The organism is Mesobacillus maritimus, assembly GCF_019749255.1.
In the GTDB taxonomy this organism is placed as follows: domain Bacteria; phylum Bacillota; class Bacilli; order Bacillales; family Cytobacillaceae; genus Mesobacillus_B; species Mesobacillus_B maritimus_A.
Map to the genome: position 1 here is coordinate 49,561 of NZ_JACWFH010000015.1, position 24,466 is coordinate 74,026.

Sequence of the window (24,466 nt, forward strand, 5' to 3'; positions counted from 1 at the left end):
CAATTTTGTATATATAACAGAAATTTTGGAGGAAAAGAATGAAAAATATAGTAAGCGTTGAAAAAATCGAAAAATATTATGGGAATAAAGGCAATATCACAAAAGCGATTGACAATATAAGTTTTAAGGTAGATGAGGGAGAGTTTTTAGGAATAATGGGCCCTTCAGGTAGCGGTAAGACTACTCTGTTGAATTGTATTTCAACGATTGATAACGTAACAACGGGCAAGATTATTATTAATAACAAAGACATTACGGCTCTTAAGGCAAAAGCTATAGAAGAATTTAGACGTGATGAATTGGGGTTTATTTTCCAGGATTTTAACCTGCTTGACACACTGACTGCTTACGAAAATATCGCTTTAGCTCTAACTATTCAAAATAGAGAAATCCCTGAAATAGATGAAATGATTAAAAATGTTGCGAGGAAACTTGATATTACCGAGCTGCTAAGTAAGTTTCCCTTTCAATTATCAGGGGGACAACAACAAAGAGTAGCATGTGCAAGGGCATTGGTTACGGAGCCCTCTCTCATTTTAGCCGATGAGCCTACTGGAGCTTTGGATTCCAAATCCTCAAGATTACTTTTAGAGTCACTTGAAAAGCTGAATAAGGAGTTTCATTCAACGATACTGATGGTTACCCATGACTCCTTTACAGCAAGTTATGCTCATAGAATCTTGTTTATTAAAGATGGTCGGATCTTTAATGAACTAATACGTGGAAATGATACGAGAAAGGAATTCTTCAATAAGATAATTGAAGTAGTTACCTTACTTGGAGGCGATGTTGGCAATGTTCTCTAAAATAGCTATCTCAAATGTAAAAAGAAGCTTTAGGGATTATTCAATCTATTTCCTGACATTGACCTTAGGCGTGTGTATATTTTACAGTTTCAATTCCATTGAATCCCAAAATTTACTATCAAAAATGAATAAGGACGCTGACTTTATATTAACGATCAATTTACTTATGGCAGGAACATCCATATTTGTATCCTTTGTTCTCGGTGGGCTAATCATTTATGCAAATAATTTTTTAATAAAAAAGCGAAAAAAAGAATTAGGAATTTATATGACATTAGGAATGTCAAAACGTAAAATCTCAAAAATCCTGATAGTTGAAACTCTTTTAATAGGTGTGCTGTCCCTTGTGGTTGGAATCGTACTTGGGATAATCGTATCACAGGGTCTATCGATCCTGGTGGCCAACATCTTGTCGGTTGATCTGAACAAATATAAGTTCATTATTTCATTAAGCGCAATAATGAAATCGGTTGTATACTTCGGAATAATCTATCTTCTGGTCATGATTTTCAATCAGTTTACGATCTCAAAGTACAAATTAATCGACATGTTAAATGCATCAAAGAAAAATGAAGTAGTAAAGCTAAAAAACTCTTTTGTCTCAATACTTATTTTTATTTTATCTATGGTTTTATTAGGAACTGCTTACGCAAGGATACTAAAAACAGGCTTAGATGCTGAAAACGCCGAATTGATCGTTACTGTCATGATAGGCGTTATCGGAACGCTGTTATTCTTTTTCAGTCTCTCCAGCTTCTTTATTCATATTGTGCAAAAGAGCAAAAAAATCTATCTAAAAGATATAAATATATTTGTATTAAGACAGATAAACAACAAAATAAATACGAACTTTCTGTCCATGACTGTCATATGTCTTATGCTTTTTTTAACGATTACCCTTTTATTTACTGCGTTTGATTTAAAAGGAACGATTGATAGAAATTCAGCAGGAAATAAAGCATTTGATGCTGCAGCGTTTCTCGTTGTTGATAACGAAAACGAAGACCCAAAGGCAAATGATATAGAAGAATATTTAAATGACATTGACTTTACTTTTGAAGCTTATGAAAAACATTCCTTTTATAATGAATACAAGCTTAATCTTACGATAGAGCACTTGTTATCAAATTATTTAAGTAAGCAAGAGAAAATCGATTTAGAGCAAAATTATTTGGATGGCCCTATATCCGCGATTAAAATATCAGATTATAACTCAATCATAAAACTTAATGGACACGACCCTATTCCTTTAAAGGAGAATGAGGTTTTAGTTGTTTCTAACTACGGTCAGGTGAATCACGCTTTACCAGAATATATGAAAAATGAAAACATCATTCATATAGAGGACAAAGCATACACCATTAGAAATGAATCTCCTATAGAGGAGAATATAAAGATCACAGGGAGCAAATTTTTTTATCTCATAATTCCTGATAACTTCAATGGAGAACTACAATTAGAGTTTTCAAGTTTTAACGTGATTTATGATGAAAGCTATGCTGAGAAATCGGAAGAGAAATTTTCAAACCTGTTTAATAACCTTTCGGAAGACAAATATAGAGACATTTCTCCAGCTTTAGTGTTAGGGAGTACAATCAATCAAAAAGAGGATAGAGATAATGGTTTAGCAGCAATAGTTGTATTTCTTGGACTATTTTTAGGTCTTACCTTTATCATTTCTAGCGCGGCAGTTATGGCATTGCAACAATTATCTGATGCAAGTGATAGCTTGGAACGATATAAATCTCTAAAGAAAATAGGTGTCACCGAAAAATTAATAAACAAAGCAATATTAAGACAAAGCTTAATCTATTTCTTAGTACCCTTAGGTCTGGCTGTTATTCATTCAATTGTTGGAATTAGTGCTGTTAGTGAAAATTTTACATTCCACTACGAAAGTATAATAGTAAGCTCATTATTCCTTGTAATCATATATGGTGGCTATTTTTATGCAACGTATGTTGGTGTTAAGAATATAGTGAAAAATAGCAATTAGGGAATAGTAACGAATTTTAATTAGTCCAGTAGAAACATACTGGGCTTTTTTTTTGCACCAAGAACAATTGATATTATTTTTTAATAATTAAATGAAATACTTAGGTAATTTAAGGCGATACAATTGTAAAAAATAGTAGAATGGTTTAAGGTGAATATTTATGAAACTATAATAAAAAATGAAGCAAAAATAGAAATGGAGAGTTCGTAGTGAGTAATCAAATAAAAGTAGGGATTGTAGGTTACGGTAATCTTGGTAGAGGAACCATTGAAGCAATCAAACAAAGTCAAGATATGGAACTTGTGGCTATTTTTACAAGACGAGCACCTGAAAGTCTTGCAATCAATGAACCAAATGTAGAGGTTTTACATATCTCAAGTGCGGAGGAATACAAGGACAAAATTGATGTAATGATTCTATGTGGAGGATCAGCAACAGATCTTCCAGATCAGGCTCCTCATTTCGCTAGAATGTTCAACACAATCGATAGTTACGATACACATGCAAAGATTCCTGAATTCTTTAGTGTAGTTGATGAAGCGGCTAAATCAAGTGGTAAGACTAGCATTATTTCTGTTGGTTGGGATCCAGGTTTATTCTCTTTGAACCGTTTAATGGCAGAAGCCATTTTACCGAAGGGTGAAACGTACACTTTCTGGGGAAAAGGATTGAGCCAAGGACATTCAGACGCCGTTCGTAGAGTAGAGGGTGTTGCAGCTGGTGTACAGTATACTGTACCAATTGAAGAGGCGATTGAGAAAGTGAAAAGTGGAGTAAATCCTGAACTATCTACACGTGAAAAACACCGCCGCGTTTGTTATGTGGTAGCAGAAGAAGGGTATGATCAAGCTAAAATCGAACAGGATATTAAAACAATGCCTAACTACTTTGCTGATTATGAGACAGAGGTAAACTTTATTACAGCTGAAGAATTAAAAGAAAACCATTCAAAATTACCACATGGTGGGTTTGTCATTCGAAGCGGTAAGTCAGGAGAAGAGAATAACCAAATTATTGAATTCTCACTTAACTTAGAGAGTAACCCTGAATTTACAGCTAGTGTACTAGTTGCATATGCTAGAGCAGCTTATCGATTAAATAATGAAGGACAAGTTGGTGCTAAAACTGTTTTTGATATAGCACCTGGATATCTGTCTCCAAGATCTCCAGAAGACTTGAGAAGAGATCTATTATAATAGACGACCCTGTCTCAGAGTATATCAGGGGATTCTATAATGTAGGAAGACCATCAACTTAATGATGGTCTTTCCTTTTAAGTTAAAGAACTCTTTAGCAAAAAGTAAATATTCGAATGAATAATATTAATATTTTGATGACCAATATAGATAATAAAATCGATTAGGAATTTATTAATTATGATATTTTATATCATCATAATTAATCTTATTTCAATCGGTTTTTTCATAGAAATCAATGAACTTGGGACTGAATTCAATATGGGTTCAGTCCTATTTCCTTACCCACCATTTCCTAAATTCCTTACCAATAAGGGTTCGATTCTTCTTTATGCAATCTAGTTGGTGTCCTCACTCAATAAATCTATAGCATTTAGATCTTTTCATTATTTGCTTCCCAACCATTTCAATCTTTTCCATAATTCATTGAGCCACAACCTTCGCATACCCAGAGATAGGATATGATAATTTCTCAAATCAAAAGAATGTCTTTGTTTTAAAGTGTGTTATTTGCTTGGCAAAGTCAGGGGTACTTCGTGAGAAGAATAATAAAAAGGATTTCATATAGCATATGTTATTTATTTTTAAAAAATATTGACTAGACACTAGATGGTGTCGTATATTTAGGACACCATTTAGTGTCGTTTGTATTTAAAAGGGGGAAGATTTTGAACACTACTCATCAAAAGCATGATGTTTTTGTAGCGATTGCAGATCCTACTAGACGTAAATTAATCCGTTTGTTGGCTGGTGCTGAAGAGTTGCCTCTACATGAAATAACTCCTCATTTTCAAATGGGGCGGACTGCTGTATCTAAACATTTGGCTGTTCTTAAAGAAGCAGATTTAGTTACGAACCGTAAAATAGGGAGAGAAACAAAGTACCGACTAAATCCAGCTCCCTTACAGGAAGTGAAAGATTGGTTATCTTTTTATGACAAGTTTTGGAATGAAAGAGCGATATTATTAAAGAATATATTGGAGGAATAAATCATGGCAGATTTAGTATTAGATTTTCAATTTAAGAGTCCAATCAACAAGGTATGGGACGCTTTAACAAATTCGGACACACTTGCACAATGGGTAATGGAAAATAATTTTAAACCAATTGTAGGATACAAGTGTCAGTTTCGAAATGTGGAAATAGATTTAATCGTGGATAGTGAAGTATTGGTGGTAGACAAGCCTAATAAGCTTTCTTACACATGGGTAGGTGGGCCGATAAACACTATCGTCACATGGACATTGAAAGAAGAGGATGGAACAACCTACTTACATCTTGAGCAAACTGGATTTGAAAACGAAAATGTTCAAGCGTTCAACGGTGCGAAGTATGGTTGGGCATATAAAATTGAAGAGCTTAAAAAAGTGTTAGAGGAAATGTAAGACCAACTTAGGAACAACCTCATTTTTATTTGAGGAGGGAACAAATTGGAAAATTTCACTGGATTTTTAGCGGGGATTGATGACCCTTTTCATAGAGAAAGAACGGAAGAAGTGTTTACCTGGATAAAAGATAACTATCCAAATTTAAAGACAGAAATTAAATGGAATCAACCGATGTTTACGGATCATGGCACGTTTATTCTTGGATTTAGCTTAGCTAAAAAGCATATGTCTGTCGCTCCTGAAAGTGTAACGATTACTCATGTAGAAAGTGATATTGCAAAAGCAGGCTATGAGTACACAAAGGAGATTATCCGTATTCCTTGGAATAATCAGGTAGACTATACACTACTTAAGAAAATGATTGATTTTAATATTAAAGACAAGGCAAACTGTACAACTCTCTGGAGAAAATAGAAAAACTAGGTGGGCCAAATAGAAAGCATGAAAGTATACTGGAGAGAATTAAAGGAGTTAGGGATATGGGTTTTTTTCAAGATATGGTTGCGGTGTTTAAAAAAAGAGAATTATCTTTCTTAGAAAGTTACAAAGAATCTGAAGATGTCTATACCTTTTTGTTTAAAAAAGAGAAAGACTTAACCTGGAAAGCAGGGCAGCATGGTTTGTTCAGTATCACTCATAAAAAATTTAAAAATAATACTAAACCATTTACGATCGCATCTGCTCCAAGTGAAAATGTTGTGAAATTAACAATGAAAATTAATAAGAATCCAAGTGAATTTAAGAAGGCAATGTTAGAACTAAAACAAGGAATGACAATTGGTATGTCTGGACCTTTAGGGTCATTTTATTTAACCGATGATCGTCCTACTGTTCTTATTGCTGGAGGCATTGGAATTACACCGTTTCTATCCATCGTAAAACAATTAGAAGCAGAAGGTAACAACAATAAGAAGCCAGTACACCTACTCTATATGGATAGTGAAAAATTTTATCTAATAAAGGATAAAGATGAACTTGTTGCTAACAATAGCTCATTAAATATCAAATATCTTGACACAAGGGAAGACTTACTTACAGAGATAAACAAGGTTGCTAATCTTTATCAGAACAATGGTCAATATCTGATTGCAGGTCCGAAGGCTATGGTAGATTCGATCTCTAGCTACTTACAGAATAATAGCATTTCAAAAAAGAATATAAAAAAGGATGCTTTTTATGGCTATTAAAGGATGAGTTGGGGAGGTTCAGTTCAGTTATGAAACCAAGAATCACTGTTATTACAATAGGCGTAAATGATTTGGAAAAGGCACTAATATTCTATCGTGATGGTTTGGGATTAAGTACAGAAGGTATTGTAGGTAAAGAGTTTGAGCATGGAGCAGTTGCCTTTTTTGACCTACAAGCAGGTTTGAAACTTGCTATATGGAAACGAGAAGATATTGCATATGAGGCAAAAGTTACACTGGCTCCTGCAAGTCCAACTGAATTTACAATCGGCCATAATGTAAGTAGCAAAGAAGAAGTAGATAAGGTATTAGAACAAGCCGAAAAAGCGGGTGCAACCATTACGGACCCAGCCCATGACACTTTTTGGGGTGGATATTCTGGTCACTTTCAAGATCCAGATGGCCATTTGTGGGAAGTAGTCTGGAATCTAGCTTGGGAGATTGAATAGTACTAAACATATGTTGTTGAAAGTGCCTATTAATACGTCAGGTAATTAATTATATTAGTAACTAGGGTGGTTCTTCAACCTACAAGACCTCCTCCTAAATTTGCGTCTCTACTTAAAGTAGGGGCGTTTTTAGATAAGAGTCATGGGGCTAATGGGAGTTAAGAATGCCCATCCCACTCTTTCTCCCAATAAAAGTAATAATCATAAGGAGCGGAGAAATATACAATGAGAAGCGAAATTGAAATGATGAATATGATTGTTGAATTTGCTAGAAACGATAATAGAATTCGCTTTGCAACGCTGGAAGGATCTCGTACGAACAAAAACATTCCGAGAGATACTTTCCAAGATTATGATATTTCTTATTTTGTAACCGATATGGATTCCTTCAAAACAGATGATCATTGGCTAGATGTTTTTGGGAAACGATTGATTATGCAAAAACCTGAAGATATGGAGCTTTTTCCGCCAGAGTTAGGGAATTGGTTTTCTTATCTCATGATATTTGAAGATGGCAATCGAATAGATTTGACACTTATTCCGATTAATGAAGTAGAGGATTATTTTATCAATAGTGACGGTTTAGTTGAAGTAATCCTTGATAAGGATGGGCTTGTCAAACGTGAAGTGGTCGCTACTGATCGAAAGTATTGGATTAAAAAGCCCACAGCAAGAGAGTTTGATGATTGCTGCAATGAATTTTGGTGGGTTTCAACTTACGTAGTAAAGGGATTAGCGAGAAGAGAAATTCTCTTTGCAATTGACCATTTGAACGAGATTGCTAGACCGAACTTGTTAAGAATGATGTCTTGGCAAATTGGATTAGAGAGAAGCTTCGACTTTAGTCTGGGGAAAAACTACAAATTTATTAATCACTATCTACCGAAAGAAGATTGGGACTCATTGCTTACTACTTATTCAGAAAGTGACTACCAATACATGTGGCGGGCATTATTCACTTGCTATAAGTTATTTAGAAAATACTCTAAATCTGTGGCAGAAAGACTTGGATATAAGTATCCAGATTATGACGAGTCTATCACGAAATATACACAAAACATTTATCAGTCAATGTTTAGTTAATATTACAGTGTGAGTGTTAGTCCTTAGGATTAATATGGGTGTGATAAAATGATTAAGAGGTATTCAGATTCACAAATCAAGATAATGATAAGAGATAAAGGTATTTCTTGATGAAATTGAGGAGGTAAGTACATGGATGTTGTACATATTGTTGAAAATATAGATAATCTTTTTCATGTAACCAGTAAGGAAATCTATTCTAGTGAATCTGGGATTACCTACAATGCCGATAAGAAAGTTAATAAAATAGGATACTGTGTTAACCTAACGCTTGAAACGATAGAGCAAGCCAGTGTTCATGGCGTTGAATTGATGGTGACCCACCACGATGCATGGGATGAAATATATGGCTTAAGAGAGGCATGCATTGAAAAATTAGCAGAGTATGGGATCAGTCACTATTATAACCACTTGCCACTTGATGACTGTAATTTTGGAACAAATGATAGTTTATTAAAAAAACTAAATTTAGAAATTGTAAAAAGAACTCATGAGTGGGAAGGGTTATATTTTGGTAGAATAGCAGAATGCGATGAGGAAATCGAATTTAATGAATTAGTTAACAATATGGAAAATCTACTAGAAGAACCAGTGAAATTTTGGCAGTTTAATGACAAAAAGGTAAAGCGAGTGGGATTAGTTTGTGGGAATGGTGCGCCAACAGCTTGCCTTAAGGAAGCAGTTGAGAATAAGTGTGATGTATACATTACAGGTGAATGTAATTTGTATACGATTCAATATGCACAATTTAAAGGGATAAATCTTATCATTGGGAGTCATACTTTCACAGAAATTTTTGGGATTGAAAGTTTAGCATTGAAATTAAATGAGAATATAAAAGAACTTGAAGTAGTGAGACTTAATGAAAAGCATGATGAAGCCATTTTTAGTAAAAAATATTAATGATGCAGTCTTGCCTTCTTAAAGGGAATAGGTAATACCATGCACGATATCTACTTGACAACCATTTTAAGAATGTTAAGATAATACTGAAATGATGTTGGAAAATTTAATATTTTCACCACTAGGGGTGCCATCATAATGGCTGAGATTAAAGTATGACTTTAAGACTCTTAGAACCTGATCTGGTTTAGACCAGCGTAGGGAAGTGGGATAGAGGAAATTTCTATTTTTATTTAATATAATTTCCATAAAAACCACTTTCTTTATTTAAAAGAAAAGTGGTTTTTTTTATTCCACTTTCTCCGCTAATACTTTCATTTTCGGAGGGATTGTATATGACATTTTCACAGCAGTTACGACAAGAAGTGAATACCATTTGGGAGGCGAGCTTTCAGCATCCTTTTGTAAAGGGAATTGCAGATGGAAGCTTATCGCTGAAAAGCTTTCGCTATTACGTGTTACAAGATTCTTATTATCTTTCTCATTTTGCAAAGGTGCAAGCATTAGGGGCGGCGAAAGCGCCAGATTTACATACAACTGCCCGTATGGCAGTACATGCACAAGGGACAGCTGAAGCAGAACTGAAACTACATGCAAATTTCTCTAAACGATTAGGGATTACTGAAGCTGAAATCGCGAAGTTTAAGCCTGCACCTACAGCATATGCCTACACATCCCATCTTTACCGTGCAGCGTTGATGGGTCAGATTGGTGACATCATTGCAGCATTACTCCCATGCTATTGGCTGTATGATGAAATCGGCCAGCGATTAAAAGGAATGACACCAGAGGAACCCATCTACCAAGAATGGATTGCCGCATACGGTGGTGAATGGTTTCATGAAAAGGTTATGGAACAAATCCAACGTATTGATGAGATTGCTGAGAAGGTAACGGAATCAGATCGGGAGCGGATGTCCGAACTGTTTATGATTAGCAGTCAATATGAATACTCGTTTTGGGAAATGGCTTATGTACAAGAAGGATGGCCCATCAAGGAAAAGAGCCCCATCATCAATAGCTAGGAAGATGGGAGAGCAAATAGGCTAGGCAGCTCCATAATATCTGCTGTTGAAAGGATAAGCTCCCGGCGGGAATGAAACTAGATTAAAAGCTTGCGTGTTTCTGAACATAAGTGAGGATTGACTTAAATTCTGACAAACATAGCTGAAAACAGTATCTGGGTATACAAAAGAAAGGAATCTTTCAAATGATGATGAATAAAGAGGACACTAAAAACCAAATGATTCAGGCAGTTGAAACCGTAAGGAAGACAAATCCTATGGCAGGGTCCATCACCAACACTGTAACAGTCAATTTTGTGGCGAATGCACAGCTTGCCGTCGGGGGATCCGCTGCTATGGTTTATCTGCCTGATGAGGGTGAATTTTTGGCAAAGGTCGGAGGAGCCACTTACATAAATGTCGGTACACTTCTCCCAATCTATGAGCAGACTCTCCCTCATGTAGCAAAAGTGTTGCACGATACGGGAAAGCCATGGGTCTTAGATCCAGTCGCAGTCGGTATTGGATCTCTTAGGACAAATCTTTTGCGAAAATTTAAAGAGTATAAACCCATTGTGATTAGAGGGAATGCTTCGGAAATTATCGCATTGGCGGGTTTGTGGGGGATGGAAGGTGGTACGGATATATCCAATGTCCGAGGAGTGGATTCTACAGATTCAGTAAGAACCGCAAAGGCAGCGGCTGTCGCGTTGGCTAGATGGACAGGTGGGGCTGTTGCCGTATCTGGCAAAACGGATTTGATCACCGACGGTTCGGTCATGGCGTACTCTCATGGAGGGTCGCACTTTATGGAGAAAATTACTGGGGCAGGCTGTTCATTGGGTGGTGTCGTCACAGTCTATGCGACAGCTGCTTCGCCGTTTATTGCAGCGCTTACTGCTACTGCAGTTTACAACCTAGCAGGAACCCGTGCTGAAAATAAGGCGGACGGTCCTGGAAGTTTTCAGATTCAGTTCCTTGATGAACTTTACAAAGCAACTGCATCGGATATAGCGAACAATCCATTTGAAATGGAGGAGGTTAATCTATGAATACACTAATTGCCGTTGCAATTGCGCCTTTCGGTGTAGGTGAGGAACTTGCACCTGAAATAGCTCAAGTGTTGAAAGTCATTCGTGAGTCAGGATTACCATATCATACGACTTCCATGTTTACAGAGATTGAAGGGGAGTGGGATGAAGTGATAAAAGTTGTAAAAGACGCAACGTTTGTACTTGCCGCCAAAGGAATTCGCACGGAAGTGGTTCTGAAGGCAGATGTACGTCCTGGATTTACGAACATGATGACTACAAAAGTTGATAAAGTCAACGAAATTATAGGAGGACAAAATGAGCATAAGAAAGAACTTTGATCTTTCAGCATACCTGGTTGTGGGCCCTGAGAATACGAAAGGCAGACCAGTTGAGACAATTATTAAAGATGCGATTGAGTCAGGGTTTACATGTGTGCAAATCCGTTCAAAGGTTGCCTCTGCCATTGAATTGATTCAGTTGACCCGTGAAGCTTCCGAGGTTATTGCACAAGCTGGCAAGTCGGATGAAGTTGCGCTACTCGTGAATGACCGTCTTGACGTGATCCTTGCTGCGAGAAAACAAGGAATAAAAGTGGATGGAATCCACGTCGGGCAATCTGATATCCCAGTGGAAGTCTGTCGGGAATACTTAGGTGAAGATTCAATCGTGGGCTTATCAGCCAGAACACATGAATTACTCGAGTATATCAAAACAGTAGATGTCTCTCAGATTGACTATTTTGGCGCTGGACCGCTCCATGAAACGAAGACGAAACCGGACTGTGGCCTGGATTTGGATGGGAAAATAGTGATCAGAAGTTTGGACGAAATTTCTGAGCTTGCCCAACTTAGCCCAATTCCGTTGGTAATCGGTGGTGGTGTTAAACTTGCCGATATTCCTCCTCTCGCAGAAACCGGAGTGGAAGGCTTCTTCGTGGTGTCCGCAGTAACAGAGGCTGATGATCCGAAGTTGGAAGCTACTAATCTAGTTAAAACATGGAACCTCCACAAGCTCAGTCAAAACAAAACGAACAAGATATCTCCTTTCATATAGAACAATTGAACGTCCTTAAAGAGGATTCTTATTATAGATGTTTTAAAAGGCAAACTCGGGCATTGCTTTTGCCTCTTGATAAGCTTCATATAAAAGTGAGCTGTGTATACAGCAGATGGAGGGAGACATGAAGACAGCATTAACAATTGCAGGGAGCGATTCCTCAGGAGGCGCTGGAATTCAGGCAGATATTAAGACAATGACCGCAAATGGCGTATATGCCATGAGTGCAGTTACTGCCCTTACTGCTCAGAATACAACGGGCGTTACGGATATTGTGGAAGTTACTCCAGAATTCTTAGGCAAACAGTTGGATAGTGTTTTTACTGATATTTATCCAGATGCAGTTAAAATTGGTATGGTTTCATCAGCTAGTTTGATTAAAACCATATCAGAAAAGCTTGAGTTTTATTATGCTAAAAACATTGTGGTAGATCCGGTAATGGTTTCCACTAGCGGTTCCAAGCTTCTTCAGGACAATGCAGTGGAAACGTTGAAAAAGGATCTATTTCATCAGGCGCTATTATTGACACCAAATATTCCGGAGGCTTCTGTTTTATCAGAAATATCTATTGTAAATGAAGCTGACATGATGAAAGCAGCTAAAATTATCAGTGATTCTTACGGATGTGCCGTTCTTTGCAAGGGTGGACACAGCATAAACGTTGCTAATGATTTATTGTATTATAATCATGACTACAGTTGGTTCCTTGGAGAAAGAATTGACAATAAAAATACTCATGGTACTGGGTGTACCTTATCCAGTGCCATCGCTTCTAGTCTAGCCAAGGGCATGAATTTGGAAAGCTCCATTCAATTAGCGAAGGAATACGTAACAGGTGCCTTGGGGGCAATGCTTGATTTAGGAAAAGGAAGTGGCCCGCTTAACCACGTATGGAATGTCTATGAGAAGCAAAAATAATTAATGAGATAATCCTTAGCTATTACACGGGAAGACGTTAGGTTCCGCATTTATTAGGAAAAATTGTGAAGCTCCTAAATTCTTATACAAACAGTAATAAGGACATAATGATATAGTGGGAACTCTCAAGAGCACCACTTTTTATTGCCGTAACGAGTTTTGAGTCGACTACTTAAATTGAAAATAATGCAGATTTCCATAAGAGGTTTTGGTAAACTTAAAACCCCGGAATCGTAGGAAGTAAATCCTCCGATTCCGGGGCCTTTTCTTTTTTAAATTGCTTTCGTCCTTTAATATTGGTAACTTCTTCAAAAATGACCCGAGTAGTTTACGCTGCAAGTCTCTCAGTTTCATGGTCAAATTTTCGGAATTTCAATAGGGAGTATACCAGTACAAGAGCCACTCCTATTGCCACATATGGAAGGTAAGGCGATTCAATGGACTGAACAAACAGGTACAACAAGAGATACATAATCGAACGACCTAGTGTGATTAAAAATTCGCGTTTCAAGAGAATCACTATTTGGTCCTCTTTTTTCATTCCATTTAAATATCTGAAAAAGGTATTGTCCATTGTGTAACCGTACACGTAAATGGAAACGACAAGTCCAATCATTGTTACAAAATAAACTGGTGGAATTTGCGCGAAGCCGGCGAGCAAGATGAACCCCATACTAATTAACGTATAAATCACAAATTGCTTTTCCATTTTTAATTGTTTCCATTTCGATATGAAGACAATGGCGATGGTTAAAACGACAATGTTTATCACATTCAAATAGGATACATATAGCGCATTTTTCGATAAAACCACCATAATGATGACCTGAAGACACACCATGCATTCCAGAACACCAGCTGTAATAATCCCAAATGGAACCATCTGCTTAGACACTTTAATGGTCTTATAATCGTGGAAGAAGTTTGATTTAAACTCAGCTTCAATGGAAGGCAACTTAGTGACAGCAACAAAATAAAAAATCGAAACCGAAAGCATGAAAAGAAATGAAACCGTAAAACTAAAATAATAGATTAAGAAAGAGTTAATAAGTGGCAGTATAATCATTAATATGTTTTTCACATAACCAATACGCGAATTAAATATATTCAGTTCTGACCGAGTCGATAAAACACTTAACGCGTAATTGGAAGAGGAGTAAAAGAAACCAAAAACGCAGCCAAAGCTAGTGGCTGAAAGCACTAGAAGAGCCATATGACTTAAGTGAGAACTTAAAAGAAGAACAATAAACAAGATGATTGCAGATATGGCACTTAGGTAATAACTAATTTTTAATTTGTTTTTGAAAAGGTAATACGTTCCGATTATATACGCAAAACACGATAAAAAATAAGCCAAGCCATTAAAGGCAATCAGTGGGCCGAGTGTCTTGCTGTTTTCCCAAAAATAATAACTGATAAAAATCGTGCTATACCCGGTAATACATAAAAAAACTGATTGAAGAAGAAATAGCTTTTTCAGGTCTGTATTCATTTTTACACCTTTTCTATTAGTATTTAAAAATAATGGCATTTATATAATTTAATAGGAAAATGCGAGACTTGTAAAGGTGTAAAGTATCCTAGAACAAGAAACATAGGTGAACGTATTTTTGCCACAAAGATCAGAGGGTAGTTAAAGAACTCTTTTCTAAAAGTTGAAGTCAAAAATATCGAGGGATAACTACATGATGTAAAAGACTCAACTTAATTTATATTCACTAACATCTCGAGTATTGCAAAATACACTCTGATTTTTGTCACCACTATTGAAGGATAATATATTCTGTGCCACATATTTAAAAATGATGAATAACGGTTAATACTTTAACCGCGAAAAAGGGAAGCTGGAGCGATGTAAAATTGAGGGGATAGCTATTTAAAAAGCAAAAAAACTTTTGTAAAAGGAACTTCCTCGCAACACAACAGATTCTATTTAATACATTATTCCTGTAAAGCAAGAAAAAAAGATTGATTTTTAGCCTTTCTATGTCTAAACTCAAATTCGATGCGTTTCTTTAATCATCTACACTTTTCGCAAGACTAATCTGTTTCCATTAAGGATATTTACAAATAAAAAAAGGATAAAGATCTTTTGGTGATATATATAGCCCTAAAAGTGTGAAGATTAGTCCTTCGTATCAGTATAAAAAGTATGTATAAGGCGACTCTGTATGTATGTCACCGCTATTAAATAAAGGTTGTTTTCGTTAAGATTGTGCAAAAAATCCTTAAGCATATTTTAGCTTATGAATAGCTAGTTATTATAGGGTTTCAATTCGTTTTGCAAGTTCTTTTCTCATTAGAATAATGGTTCTTGCTCTTTAAAAGCAAGAAGCTTTGAAGAAAGAGACTAAATAAATGAACCAATACTATAGTAGAGTCTGATTATTCTTATTCATAGGAGGCTTCCATGGAGAACGATATTATTATCCGTTTTGATAACGTAACAAAAATTTACAATAGCGACACGAAAGTTTTACAAGATGTGAGCTTTGAACTTGAACGTGGAAAATTTTACACCTTACTTGGTCCATCAGGCTGTGGAAAAACAACGATCTTACGTATCATAGCTGGCTTTGAAAAACCGACAACAGGAAACGTGTACATGAACGGGAAGGTTGTAAACGATGTACCAGCAAACGAGCGCCAAGTAAACACTGTCTTTCAAGACTACGCCTTATTCCCGCACCTAAACGTATTTGAAAACGTGGCATTCGGTTTACGTATTAAGAAAGTCAAAGAGTCTGAGATTAAAACGCGTGTTGCAGAAGCGTTAAAGTTCGTAAACTTAGCAGGTTACGAAAACCGTGAAATTACTGAAATGTCAGGTGGTCAGCGTCAACGGGTTGCAATTGCGCGCGCGATCATCAATGATCCAGAAGTAATCTTACTTGATGAACCATTATCAGCACTTGATTTAAAGTTGCGTACAGAAATGCAATATGAGCTACGTGAGCTACAGCAACGTCTTGGCAAGACATTTATTTTCGTTACCCACGACCAAGAGGAAGCTTTAGCGATGAGTGATGAAATTTTTGTTTTAAACGAAGGGATTATCCAGCAATCTGGAACGCCAGTTGATATTTACGATGAGCCAATTAATCGTTTCGTTGCAGACTTTATCGGGGAGTCCAACATCGTTGATGGAGTCATGCTTGAAGATTATAAAGTTAAATTTACTGGGAAAGTATTTGACTGTGTCGACGGCGGGATGAAGCCGAATGAAAAGATTGATGTTGTCATTCGACCAGAAGATCTACACATGACAACGCCAGAAGCAGGTAAAATTGTGGTGCGCGTTGATACGCAGTTATTCCGCGGTGTACATTATGAGTTATCAACATATGACAAAGATGGGAATGAGTGGCTTGTACACTCACTGAAACAGGCTGAAGTCGGTGCACAAGTAGGTCTGGATTTCGACCCAGAAGCGATTCATATTATGCGTCTAAATGAAACAGAAGAGGAATTTGACGCACGTATTGAGGCCTATACGAATGAAGTTTAAGTCCAAAGGAGCGTTCCTACCCTATTTGCTTTGGATTGCGCTCTTCGTGATTGCACCGATTGGGCTCGTGTTGTATTATTCGATGCTCAATTTAAACGGAGAGTTTACGCTAGGAAACTATAAAAACTTCTTTACATCAGCTTATTTAGCGATGACACTAACAAGCTTTTGGTACGCATTCCTCATTACGTTTTTTACGTTAATCATCTCTTATCCAACGGCGTATCTTTTAACAAAAACCAAGCATAAGCATTTATGGCTCATGCTGATTATTATTCCCTCATGGATTAATTTATTGTTGAAAACATATGCATTTATCGGGATTTTCGGTTTATACGGACCGGTCAATGCCATCATGAATTTGTTAGGCTTCGACCCGACGCAAATTTTGTTTACCGACTTTAGTTTCGTGTTCGTTGCGGTGTACATTTTTATTCCGTTTATGATCATCCCAATTTTTAACGCGTTAGACAAAATGAACCCGTCGTTAATTTATGCATCACGTGACTTAGGTGCATCACCGCTAACCACGTTCCGACGCGTCATTGTTCCTTTAACGATTCAAGGTGTAAAATCAGGGATTCAAGTAACGTTTATCCCTGCTCTATCACTCTTTATGATTACGCGCTTAATTGCTGGGAACAAAGTGATTACACTTGGTACTGCAATCGAACAGCAGTTTTTAGTTGCGCAAAACTGGGGAATGGGTTCAACAATTGCCGTGTTCTTAATATTAATTATGTTTGCCATCATGGTATTTACGCGTACAAAGAAAAAAGGAGGTCGAGCATAAATGCGATCAAAATTAACAACTAAAGCTAAAGTATATTTAGCCATTGTGTTTGTTATTTTATATGCACCGATCTTCTACTTGATTTTTTATTCCTTCAATAGCGGCGGTTCCATGGGTTCATTCGAGGGTTTTACACTAGAACATTATCAAGCCGTATTTGATGATAATCGCTTGCTTGTTATCTTAATCAATACTGTGATTGTTGCATTGCTCTCTGGACTAATAGCTACCATCATTGGAACACTTGGAGCCGTTGGGATTGTTTCCTTAAGAAATGAAAAACTACGTAGTATTGTCTTATCACTAAATAATATTTTAATTGTGAGTCCAGATGTGGTGATTGGGGCAAGCTTCTTAATTTTATTCACAATGATTGGAGTTAAGCTTGGCTTCACATCCGTAGTCATTTCACATATTGCATTTAGTATCCCCATTGTTGTATTAATGGTCTTACCTAAAATATTGGAGATGAATACAAACTTAATTGATGCAGCACTTGACTTAGGAGCAAGTCGTCGTGAAGTATTAACTCGAGTGATTATTCCATATATTAAACCTGGGATATTGGCTGGTTTTTTCATGGCCATCACTTATTCTTTAGATGACTTTGCAGTTACATTTTTTGTTACAGGGAATGGTTTTAGTACATTGTCTGTTGAAATCTATTCCATGGCACGTGCAGGTATTTCATTAACCGTAAATGCAATCTCAGGACTAGTGTTTATCGTTACAGTTGGAATTGTGATTATGTATTACTTCATTACGATGCGCTCGAGAAAAACGGGGGGATCTACACAATGAAATCTTTAATTCATACCATGTTAGCAATTGTGATCGCCTGCGGTCTACTTGCGTTTGTTGCTGCGAAACTAGATGCAACAAACGCAGCTGGAGGAAAGGATACACTAGTCGTATACAATTGGGGAGAATACATTGACCCTTCGCTTATCGACCAGTTTGAAGAAGAAACAGGCATTTCTGTGATTTATGAAACGTACGATTCAAATGAAGCGATGTTAACGAAAATTAGACAAGGTGGCTCAGCCTATGATGTGGTTGTCCCATCAGAATATACGATTGAAACGATGATTGAAGAAGATTTATTAATCGAAATTGATCATTCGAAACTGCCCAATTTGCAAAATATTGATCCTTACTTCTTAGATTTACCGTTCGACCCGAAAAATAAATATTCCATACCGTACTTTTGGGGAACGGTTGGAGTGGTTTATAACCCAAAGGATATTCCAGAACATATTACCTTTGATTCTTGGGACGATCTGTGGGACCCAGCATTAAAAAATAAAGTATTTTTAGTAGATGGCGCACGTGAAGTCATCGGTTTGGGCTTAAATAGTTTAGGGTATTCATTAAATTCGCGTGACGACAACGAACTAAAGGAAGCATTAGAAAAATTAAAGAAACTAAACGGCAATGTCAAAGCCATTATTGGGGATGAAATTACACCACTGATGATTAATAATGAAGCTACCGTTGCTGTAACCTTTTCTGGGCAAGCAGCAGACATGATGTTCGAAAACGAAGAATTGAATTACGCAGTACCTTCAGAAGGCTCAAATTTATGGTTCGACAACATGGTGATTCCTAAAACTTCATTAAATGTGGAAGGTGCCCATCAGTTTATTAATTTTATGCTAAATGCGGAAGTTGCTTCACAAAATACGGATTATGTAGGATATGCGATTCCAAATAAGGCAGCCTGGGAACTATTAGATGATGAAGTGGTAAACGATGAACGTTTTTACCCTCGCGAAGAAAGTCGCACAAACTTAGAAGTATATGAAAACTTAGGTCTTGAGTTGCTGGGAACCTATAACGAATACTTTTTAGAATTTAAAATGTCACTACAGTGATGCTTTAGATTACAACTGCTCAGTACGAATATTCCATATGTTCTTACCACTTTGGACATGTGGAGGAAGTACGTAGATTGTTATAAAAGAAGGCTGTTTAGGTAAAAATTCGAGAAAAAGTAACTAAAAGAAAAAGCAGGTACCCGATAAAAAGGGATAACCTGCTTTTTTTAAATTTCAAAAGCTCCATGGATTAAAAAAATGGTCTTATTCCATAGAAATTTCGAGTGTATTAGGAGAATAAAATTTTATTTTACCTCGCTCGAAAATATGTTGTCAATAATAAATTTGTGATATTTCCAAAAAAATGTTATAATAGTCGTACAATTGTTTATTAATCGTATTCCGAATTCCACTGTGTAATGGTGCAGTAGAATCATGGATACGTTTTTTTTAATATCCATTTATAAATCAGGAAAATTCAAACAGTTGTGTGAGCTTTAAGGGAGGTTAGTTGAATAAAATGATCAATTCACTACCTAATCGTAGATGAGATTTTATTCTAGGCTCTTTTCAAAGATTAAAGCCCGTTAAGCTAAGCTCATTTCATACCGGCAAATAAAATACAAATAATGAGAAAAGAGCATGCAACTCAAATTAAAAAGCGAATAACTAGCTGTTCATGCGCTAAAGTGGCTTCTGGATTTTAGCAACATTTTTACGAAAACAGCCTTATTTTACAAGGAGGACTAGAATAATGAATCTAATTGATAAGAAAGTTACACACAAACGGTTTGGCATGGGGAGTATCGTGAACCATAATGATTCTAGTATTGAAATAAACTTCGCAACCGAAAATAAAAAGTTTGTTTTTCCCGATGTATTTGGAGAGCATTTAAAATTACATGATAAAAGTGTTGCGGATTCACTTGAAAAAATAATACAAAAAAAGGAAATGGAGCGAAAGGAGGAAGAATGGAAGAAAGAAGAGGAAAGAAAACTACAACGTAAAAACCAGGAACTTCGCCTGGAACATGAAAAACTTATGAAAAATCATAAACTTCATCCCGAATCACAAATGGTTTTCTGGTGTGACACAGAAGAACAGGAGAGTTCGTTGTCAGACTGGCAGGTTTTTTCAGGTGAAATAAAAAGTGGGAGTAACAAGGGGAAGCCAAACAAACCTATCCGCTTGCACCAAAACAGCGCTGTCCTGTTAACAGCAATCGATGCCAACGCACCTGAAAAAGATAGACGTATCTTAGGTGTCTACATGGTGAATGAAAAGTTTATCGGGAAGCTTTGTGAAGATGGAAATATTCCGGCTCATTCAAGATACAAACTTCAACTTACAGATCAGGAATCGAATCAGATGCTTTTCTGGGAATATTATGTAAATGAAAAGCTCCCTGAAAAAATGACATGGAATACAGGTAAATACCGTTATTTTGATAATTCATGGATGGCGCAAATTTTGCATGATATCGTTTCGATGAAAAGTGACTCAGAGGAAAAAGAGTTGGCAGAACAATTTTTTGCCCACTTTTGCAAAATGAATCGAATAACAGATCAAGATTTACCAAAGCGTAATGGCGCGTTAATGCGTATGTAGATGTTTAGCCTAAAGATGAATAAGTGCTTGACTCTGGTTATTGGTGAGAATAAATAATGATAAAACTAAATAAAATTTCGATTCCGTTTGCAGGATTTAGCATTAAAGGCAATAATTTTGAAAAGTTACTAACACCTCATAGTATGTTTCCACATACACTCAGATATGTTGAGGGTATAGCGTACATCTAACATTAAAAAAGAAGGCAACTACCCTTTGTGGCTGTTGCCTTTTGACGTTTCTAGCCCTTCGGTTTGACTTACTCGGTACCTTAAAGTGTGACAATTAAGGGCTAATGCCTCATTTTTTCGTTTTAGATAAAGTAAGAATTGACAGGTTCGATACTTACCCGTAAAGTTGCTTATGATGTAAATGAAAACGGAGGAGAACAGATGCAATTCATTAACAATTTACTTCTAGATATGGAACTAGATCCTAGAATAGTAGAATATCTATCGATTATCATTAAGGTTCTATTAATTGGTCTTATCTGTATCGTTGCAAATTTTATTTCAAAGAAAATTGTGATCAGGGTCATTACTAGGGTTGTGACAAACTCAAAAGTCAAGTGGGGTAAAATCATTTTAGACAGACAAGTCTTTCGAAAGTTATCCCATATTGTTCCTGCAATCATTATTTATTCGTTTTCTTCAATCTTTCCAAACTATCAATCAATCATTGAGAAGTTGGCGATTGCCTATATCATTATTGTTGGGCTAGTGTTTATTCAAAGTTTACTAAATGCAATGAACGATATTTATCAAACCTTTGAAATATCCAAGGTTAAGCCAATTAAAGGCTATATTCAGGTAGTTAACATAATTATCATGATTCTTGGGTCCATCTTAGTAATTTCGAATCTAATAGGGAAGAGTCCTCTCATTCTATTAAGTGGGTTTGGTGCTCTATCGGCCGTACTGATGTTAGTATTCAAAGATTCGTTACTAGGATTAGTAGCAGGAATTCAATTGACCGGCAATGATATGGTTCGAGTCGGTGATTGGATTGAAATGCCTAAATATGGGGCAGATGGTGACGTGATTGATATTTCTTTGAATACCGTACAGGTACAAAATTTTGACAAAACGATTACAATGATCCCGAGTTATGCGCTTATTTCTGATTCATTTATCAACTGGAGAGGGATGCAAAGCTCAGGAGGCAGACGAATCAAGCGCTCTTTGTACGTAGATACCAGTAGTATCACGTTTTGTACCGAGGAGATGATCGAGAAATTTATCAAAGTGCAATACCTATCCGACTATATCATCCAAAAGGAAAGAGAAATTACGGAGTATAATGCCAAAAATCAAGTTAATCGGGACAATCCTGTGAATGGTAGGGCTCTTACTAATATTGGTGTTTTTCGGGCATACATCAGCAATTATCTCAAAAATCACGATGGAATCCATCAGAATATGACCTTAATGGTGAGACAACTAGCTCATAGTGAACACGGCTTGCCTATCGAAATTTATGCTTTTACAAATTCCGTACAGTGGGACGTCTATGAAACAGTGCAATCTGATATTTTTGACCATCTCTTTGCTGTCGCACCAGAATTTGGACTTAGAGTTTTCCAGAATCCATCTGGCGCTGATTTAAGAAACAGGGTAGAAGAATCGAACAACAATGCTTTGCTGGGCGAAAGAAGTTATTAAAATCATTCATTACAAAGAACCGACTGGTATGTATTACCAGTCGGTTCTTTGCTATTTTTATTGTTGCCGGACCTTAAATAAAATGAATTGCAAGTGTTTCATAAATAAACCCTAGAAGTCTTCAATAACGTCTTGTATAGCTCTTATTATTCCGTTTTAGCATCAGGTTTGAGAAAGTTTGTTTAGATAGAAAATGTTATAAAAACTTATTAAAAAGCATAGTTTTTTTTACTAATTGTTAAAAATACTTTACATTTTTCGGTCATCCATATATGATTGAATTAAGTTCTGAAGAATTAATTTTTTAGGAGGTATGCCATGTTATCTAATCGAGTAGCGGTCTATCGAGCCATAAAAGGGTGGTCTCAGCAAAATTTAGCAGATCGTGTGGGAGTTAGCAGACAAACGATTATGCATATCGAGAAGAATAAATACACCCCTTCATTGGCTCTTGCCTTTAAAATAGCTCTAGCTTTTGAAGAGGACATAAATACTATTTTTGCATACCAGGAGGAGGAATAAGTCATGATTGTCTTTCTAATTGCCTTATTATTGCTTGTTGTTGTGTTGTCTAATATGTACTTCTTCAATTTCCAGAAAAGTCAGGAAGGTCAAGACGAAAGAGGGAAGCTCATTCTATATAAAACGGTTTCCTCCATGTATAATGCCTTGTTCGTCGGATCGGTCGTTCTAATCGTTCTAAATTTAGTTGATATAGTAAATGCTGAAACAACGATTGAGCTATTGATGTACTTCTTAATTTTTATTGGGGTATATGGGACGTTTCTTCTATATCGAAATAAAAATAAACCAATGTAAATTCTTTATTTACAAGGAATCGAGGAGGATAAGATATTGAAGCAAATAATGAATAGACCACTCTATCTTTATGTGTTTTTTATACTACTAATGGTGTTATTATCTTTCATATTCCCAGAAAAAAGTCATACTATTTTAAATTACTTACTCGTTTTTTTTGCTTGGAATATGGCTGTGATTCTTCACGAACTAGGTCATGTATTTTTTGGCAAGAAGAATAATTTGAATGTAATCGAAATGACTGCGATGTTTATTCGGATAGTCAAAAGCAAGGATAGGACAATAATCTCTGAAAATAAAGATTGGAACAAAGTTGGTGGGGTCGTTCATTTTCTACCTGGAGACTCTACTAGGAACTTAACGACTAGGTGGAAATGGTCTGTTTTGGGAGGACCAATTTTTAGTTTTTCTTTTGGGATTTTATTTTTACTCCTAAGCTGGATGTATCCATTATTTTTTATCAATATCCTAGGGTATATGAATATAGCGATAGGAGTCATTACTGTTATCCCTTTTGCTCAATCGGATTCTTCGATATTCCTCATGCTACACCGTAACGATAAAAATGCGAATGAATACATTCTAAGCTTACTATTGTTGCAAGAGTTTTCATCTGACAAACAACCGTCCCAATGGTCTAAAGAGGTTGTAGAACAAAGTCGAGATTTATTATCAAATGATCTGAATATGGCAAATGAGAAACATTCTATTCTAAGATTGCCATTATATTATTACTATTTTGATGTGGGCAATTATTCAGAAGCCTTAAATGTTCTTAAACCGATTAGTAAGGCAAGTCAGGATGTTCTTATGTCTGACCCTCAAACAAATATCATGTTTAACTTATATATTACCCATCTTTGTTTGTTTAATAGAAACCACGGTTATTTACAGTCATTATCTCAACCATCGAACATCGACTTAATAGGGAATAAAGAACCCTATTCTTACTATCGTACTTTAGCTGCTTACAAAACGTTCCAGCAAGATTTCAACGGAGCAAAAGAGGCTCTGAAACAAGCAAAGGACCTTTTGAATCAAGAGTTGAAATTATCTTATGGCTATGCCAAAGTTGAAAAACATCTCTTGGAGGGGATTCAAGAAGAGATCCTATTAGAAAAAACAATGTAGTGATATTTCGTAGGTTCATTCATAATAAAATTTAAGGTTGTCTCGTTAAAGAATCCGCCAATCTGACAACAATGATTAACACAATTTTAGGATTGAATTCTCTTGAG

The 24,466-nt window shown here is 36.2% G+C and carries 25 protein-coding genes and 1 riboswitch; of the genes, 24 read left to right on the plus strand and 1 reads right to left on the minus strand.

The features are described 5' to 3' along the window. The first annotated feature begins 38 nt into the window (after nt 1-38). The 15 genes from H0185_RS13590 (at nt 39) to thiD (ending at nt 13,021) form a co-directional block, all read left to right on the plus strand. A complete protein-coding gene (locus tag H0185_RS13590; protein WP_221874045.1) occupies nt 39-806 on the plus strand; it encodes an ABC transporter ATP-binding protein in 768 nt (255 codons plus the stop codon). After that, nucleotides 796-2,802, plus strand: coding sequence for an ABC transporter permease (locus tag H0185_RS13595; RefSeq protein WP_221874046.1), 2,007 nt, complete (start codon nt 796-798; stop codon nt 2,800-2,802). Before H0185_RS13590 ends, H0185_RS13595 begins: the two co-directional genes overlap by 11 nt. A gap of 209 nt (nt 2,803-3,011) precedes the next feature. Continuing rightward, on the plus strand, nt 3,012-3,998 hold the full coding sequence (locus H0185_RS13600; RefSeq protein WP_221874047.1) for a diaminopimelate dehydrogenase: 987 nt from the start codon (nt 3,012-3,014) through the stop codon (nt 3,996-3,998). A gap of 668 nt (nt 3,999-4,666) precedes the next feature. After that, entirely contained in the window at nt 4,667-4,987 is a 321-nt protein-coding gene (locus tag H0185_RS13605; RefSeq protein ID WP_221874048.1) for an ArsR/SmtB family transcription factor, read from the plus strand. Between the two features lie 3 nt (nt 4,988-4,990). Then, nucleotides 4,991-5,383: an SRPBCC family protein gene (locus H0185_RS13610; RefSeq protein WP_221874049.1), complete on the plus strand. Its 393-nt coding sequence runs from the start codon at nt 4,991-4,993 to the stop codon at nt 5,381-5,383. Between the two features lie 45 nt (nt 5,384-5,428). Beyond that, nucleotides 5,429-5,800, plus strand: a complete 372-nt coding sequence (locus tag H0185_RS13615) for an iron chaperone (RefSeq protein WP_221874050.1) — start codon at nt 5,429-5,431, stop codon at nt 5,798-5,800. A gap of 65 nt (nt 5,801-5,865) precedes the next feature. Then, nucleotides 5,866-6,573 carry an FAD-dependent oxidoreductase gene (locus H0185_RS13620; protein WP_221874051.1) on the plus strand — a complete coding sequence of 236 codons (708 nt, stop codon included), beginning with the start codon at nt 5,866-5,868 and terminating at the stop codon, nt 6,571-6,573. Between the two features lie 29 nt (nt 6,574-6,602). Then, nucleotides 6,603-7,022 carry a VOC family protein gene (locus H0185_RS13625; protein ID WP_221874052.1) on the plus strand — a complete coding sequence of 140 codons (420 nt, stop codon included), beginning with the start codon at nt 6,603-6,605 and terminating at the stop codon, nt 7,020-7,022. A 225-nt stretch (nt 7,023-7,247) separates the two neighbouring features. Beyond that, nucleotides 7,248-8,105: an aminoglycoside 6-adenylyltransferase gene (gene ant(6) / locus H0185_RS13630; RefSeq protein ID WP_221874053.1), complete on the plus strand. Its 858-nt coding sequence runs from the start codon at nt 7,248-7,250 to the stop codon at nt 8,103-8,105. Nucleotides 8,106-8,237: 132 nt separating this feature from the next. After that, on the plus strand, nt 8,238-9,008 hold the full coding sequence (locus H0185_RS13635; protein WP_221874054.1) for a Nif3-like dinuclear metal center hexameric protein: 771 nt from the start codon (nt 8,238-8,240) through the stop codon (nt 9,006-9,008). Between the two features lie 113 nt (nt 9,009-9,121). Beyond that, nucleotides 9,122-9,229, plus strand: a riboswitch (TPP riboswitch). A 114-nt stretch (nt 9,230-9,343) separates the two neighbouring features. Beyond that, nucleotides 9,344-10,033, plus strand: a complete 690-nt coding sequence (tenA, locus tag H0185_RS13640; protein ID WP_221874055.1) for a thiaminase II — start codon at nt 9,344-9,346, stop codon at nt 10,031-10,033. A 185-nt stretch (nt 10,034-10,218) separates the two neighbouring features. Further along, entirely contained in the window at nt 10,219-11,064 is an 846-nt protein-coding gene (gene thiM, locus H0185_RS13645) for a hydroxyethylthiazole kinase (RefSeq protein ID WP_246629187.1), read from the plus strand. Then, the gene (locus tag H0185_RS13650) at nt 11,061-11,384 is read left to right on the plus strand and encodes a thiamine-binding protein (RefSeq protein WP_221874056.1); all 324 of its coding nucleotides are present in this window, start codon (nt 11,061-11,063) and stop codon (nt 11,382-11,384) included. Before thiM ends, H0185_RS13650 begins: the two co-directional genes overlap by 4 nt. Then, nucleotides 11,362-12,099: a thiamine phosphate synthase gene (locus tag H0185_RS13655; RefSeq protein ID WP_221874057.1), complete on the plus strand. Its 738-nt coding sequence runs from the start codon at nt 11,362-11,364 to the stop codon at nt 12,097-12,099. Before H0185_RS13650 ends, H0185_RS13655 begins: the two co-directional genes overlap by 23 nt. Before the next feature lie 127 nt (nt 12,100-12,226). Next, on the plus strand, nt 12,227-13,021 hold the full coding sequence (gene thiD / locus H0185_RS13660; protein WP_221874058.1) for a bifunctional hydroxymethylpyrimidine kinase/phosphomethylpyrimidine kinase: 795 nt from the start codon (nt 12,227-12,229) through the stop codon (nt 13,019-13,021). 328 nt (nt 13,022-13,349) lie between these two features. Here thiD and H0185_RS13665 read toward each other — a convergent pair whose 3' ends face one another. Further along, nucleotides 13,350-14,513, minus strand: coding sequence for an MFS transporter (locus H0185_RS13665; protein WP_221874059.1), 1,164 nt, complete (start codon nt 14,511-14,513; stop codon nt 13,350-13,352). Between the two features lie 918 nt (nt 14,514-15,431). Here H0185_RS13665 and H0185_RS13670 point away from each other — a divergent pair. The 9 genes from H0185_RS13670 (at nt 15,432) to H0185_RS13710 (ending at nt 24,359) form a co-directional block, all read left to right on the plus strand. Continuing rightward, nucleotides 15,432-16,529 carry an ABC transporter ATP-binding protein gene (locus H0185_RS13670; protein WP_221874060.1) on the plus strand — a complete coding sequence of 366 codons (1,098 nt, stop codon included), beginning with the start codon at nt 15,432-15,434 and terminating at the stop codon, nt 16,527-16,529. Continuing rightward, the gene (locus tag H0185_RS13675; protein WP_221874061.1) at nt 16,519-17,322 is read left to right on the plus strand and encodes an ABC transporter permease; all 804 of its coding nucleotides are present in this window, start codon (nt 16,519-16,521) and stop codon (nt 17,320-17,322) included. Before H0185_RS13670 ends, H0185_RS13675 begins: the two co-directional genes overlap by 11 nt. Continuing rightward, nucleotides 17,323-18,123, plus strand: coding sequence for an ABC transporter permease (locus H0185_RS13680; protein WP_221874062.1), 801 nt, complete (start codon nt 17,323-17,325; stop codon nt 18,121-18,123). Continuing rightward, nucleotides 18,120-19,196 (plus strand): ABC transporter substrate-binding protein, encoded by a 1,077-nt coding sequence (locus H0185_RS13685; protein ID WP_221874063.1) that lies wholly within the window; start codon nt 18,120-18,122, stop codon nt 19,194-19,196. Before H0185_RS13680 ends, H0185_RS13685 begins: the two co-directional genes overlap by 4 nt. Nucleotides 19,197-19,893: 697 nt before the next feature. Next, entirely contained in the window at nt 19,894-20,748 is an 855-nt protein-coding gene (locus tag H0185_RS13690) for a malate synthase (protein ID WP_221874064.1), read from the plus strand. 392 nt (nt 20,749-21,140) lie between these two features. Beyond that, entirely contained in the window at nt 21,141-22,409 is a 1,269-nt protein-coding gene (locus tag H0185_RS13695) for a mechanosensitive ion channel family protein (RefSeq protein WP_221874065.1), read from the plus strand. A 318-nt stretch (nt 22,410-22,727) separates the two neighbouring features. Continuing rightward, on the plus strand, nt 22,728-22,931 hold the full coding sequence (locus H0185_RS13700; RefSeq protein ID WP_221874066.1) for a helix-turn-helix transcriptional regulator: 204 nt from the start codon (nt 22,728-22,730) through the stop codon (nt 22,929-22,931). Nucleotides 22,932-22,934: 3 nt separating this feature from the next. Then, nucleotides 22,935-23,228, plus strand: a complete 294-nt coding sequence (locus H0185_RS13705; RefSeq protein ID WP_221874067.1) for a hypothetical protein — start codon at nt 22,935-22,937, stop codon at nt 23,226-23,228. 36 nt (nt 23,229-23,264) lie between these two features. Further along, the gene (locus H0185_RS13710; protein WP_221874068.1) at nt 23,265-24,359 is read left to right on the plus strand and encodes a M50 family metallopeptidase; all 1,095 of its coding nucleotides are present in this window, start codon (nt 23,265-23,267) and stop codon (nt 24,357-24,359) included. Nucleotides 24,360-24,466 lie beyond the last annotated feature (107 nt).